Raw genomic sequence first — 2593 nt, forward strand, 5'->3', positions numbered from 1 at the left:
AGTGGAAGGAATTAATAATAAACTGAAGGTGATTAAAAGGAGAGGCTATGGATTTAGAAACTTTAAAAACTTTAGTCTTAGATGTTTATTAAATTGGCATTTTGCTAGTTGATTTTACATGGTAAGTTCGGAAGAACCAAAATATCTTGGCCGACCTACCCGTTTTTACAAATATCCAGGAGGAAATGCTATGTTAATCGCAATGAAATCTGATTTACAGTTTTATCCACCTGCTCATATAAATATTGTTCATAATGCCGTGGATTTCCAGAAAAACCGTAATTCTATTTGGAATCCTTACTATATTATTTCTCCTTGGCCTCAGCCTGGATTGATCCCTCGATTGAAAGAGCGTGGCTGTCTGGTTGAAAATGTGGCTTATCTTGGTGATCAATCTCAATTAGCAGAAGAACTGAAATCAGATAAATGGCGTGATGCCTTATCTTCTCTAGGATGCAAGTGGTGGCCAATTCTTGAGCCTAAAAAGTGGAACGACTATAGTAATATAGATGTGGTTATTGCTGCTAGAAGTTTCGATGGCAACCCATACATCAACAAACCCGCTAATAAATTAATCAATTGTTGGCGAACTGGTGTTCCAGCAATCATGACTCCAGAGTCCTCAATCTTGGCAGAAAAGAAAAGCGACTTAGACTTTCTTTTGGTTAATTCTCTGGACGAAGCTATCTCAGCAGTTAGTAAGTTAAAGAGTAGTCCCAACCTTTATGCTAACATGGTCAGTAATGCCCAGGAAAGGGCTAAGGATTTTACTGTAGAAAAAGGTTGTGAAAGATTTATGAAATTTTTTGAGGAATTTGCGTTTCCTACCTATAATGAATGGATTAAATTAACGGAAAGTCAGAAAAAAACTCTTTTCTGGAGACGTTGTTCTAAATTGAGATTAGACAATTTTAAGGACAGAACAATTAATAGTTTTATCGAGCGGTTTTTCTAACGAATATTATTGCACAAATCATGACACAACCTATCCATCGTCCGACTGGTACATCTGAGCAAGAACAAGACCTGCGATCGCAAGTCTTTCAAGCCGTACAAGAATACTACAAGCACAAATTTCAACCCCGGGCTTTTGTGGCGGGGCAGACCTATATTCCGGCATCGGGTAAGGTATTTGATGAGCAAGAATTAGTCAAATTAGTGGATTCTTCCCTAGATTTCTGGTTAACGACGGGCAGATATGCGGCGGAATTTGAGGAACGTTTTGCCCAGTGGATGGGGGTAAAACATTGTTTATTAGTCAATTCCGGTTCTTCAGCCAATTTAGTGGCCTTAAGTGCCTTAACTTCCCCTAAACTGGGGGAAAAACAACTTAAACCGGGGGATGAAGTCATTACCGTCGCCGCAGGTTTCCCGACTACAGTTAACCCCATCTTTCAAAATCAGCTAATTCCCGTCTTTTTAGACGTTAAATTACCCGGTTATGACCTCGACATCGAGCAGCTGGAATCGGCCTTGTCAGAGAAGACTAAAGCGATTATGATCGCTCATACCCTGGGAAATCCCTTTAATTTAGAAGCGGTGATGGCTTTTGCCGAAAAACATGACCTCTGGGTAGTCGAGGATAACTGTGACGCGGTGGGAAGTCTTTATAAAGGGCAAAAAACCGGCACCTTTGGGCATTTAGCAACGGTTAGCTTTTATCCTGCCCATCACATGACTATGGGAGAAGGGGGCGCGGTTTTAACCAGTGATACCCGCTTGAAAAAGATTGTCGAGTCATTCCGTGACTGGGGCAGAGATTGTTGGTGTCCTCCGGGTGTAGATAATACCTGTAATAAGCGCTTCGGTTGGCAGTTAGGAGATTTACCCTTTGGTTATGACCATAAGTACACCTATTCTCATGTGGGTTATAACCTAAAGATGACGGATATGCAAGCAGCCGTCGGGGTAGCGCAACTGGATAAATTGCCAGGATTTATCAAAAAGCGCCGGGAAAATTTCGACTTTTTGCATCAAAAGTTACAGGAGCTTCAAGATGTTTTAATTCTGCCTGAAGCCAGCCCCGATTCTGAACCGAGTTGGTTCGGGTTTCCGATTTTTGTTAAGGAAAATGCGCCTTTTAGCCGCAATGATTTAGTTAAGCATTTGGAGGAAAAACGCATCGGCACAAGGCTATTATTTGGAGGAAATTTGTTGCGACAACCTCTTTATAAGGGTTTAAATTATCGAGTTGTTGGGGATTTAAGCAATGCCGATAAAATCATGAGTAGTGTTTTTTGGCTGGGCATTTATCCCGGATTAACGGGGGAAATGTTAGAATATGTTGTCTTGACGCTAAAAAATTTCTGTCAAGGGTGATTAAGGGAAAACCGACTTTTTTTAAGTATTCTTGGCTTTTCTTAATGAAAAAGAGATAAACATGACACCATCTGCTATTGATTTACCGACAAAATCAACGATAATCACCTGGGAAAAACTGCCAGATGATTTTAGGCTCTACCGAACCTGTCATGCAAAACTATCAACAACTCATGCTTGTAAAGCTTGTACAATAGGGCTTTGAGTTTTTGTTAGATTGATATTTATCAACTTTAGAGCATTGCTGGACAGAGAGGGAGCTTGGGGAATTTTC

Annotated in this window: 3 protein-coding genes; all 3 read left to right on the plus strand. The window is 40.6% G+C overall.

Translation table 11 applies throughout. The features are described 5' to 3' along the window. On the plus strand, positions 1-112 hold a 112-nt coding region (locus tag IM462_RS14820; protein ID WP_036400142.1), incomplete at its 5' end, for a transposase. Between the two features lie 6 nt (positions 113-118). After that, positions 119-955 carry a glycosyltransferase gene (locus IM462_RS14825; RefSeq protein ID WP_287715336.1) on the plus strand — a complete coding sequence of 279 codons (837 nt, stop codon included), beginning with the start codon at positions 119-121 and terminating at the stop codon, positions 953-955. A gap of 20 nt (positions 956-975) precedes the next feature. Then, on the plus strand, positions 976-2319 hold the full coding sequence (gene rfbH / locus IM462_RS14830; protein WP_287701790.1) for a lipopolysaccharide biosynthesis protein RfbH: 1344 nt from the start codon (positions 976-978) through the stop codon (positions 2317-2319). Positions 2320-2593 lie beyond the last annotated feature (274 nt).

It is taken from the genome of Microcystis sp. M144S2 (genome assembly GCF_020246065.1).
Classification (GTDB): Bacteria; Cyanobacteriota; Cyanobacteriia; order Cyanobacteriales; family Microcystaceae; genus Microcystis; species Microcystis ichthyoblabe_A.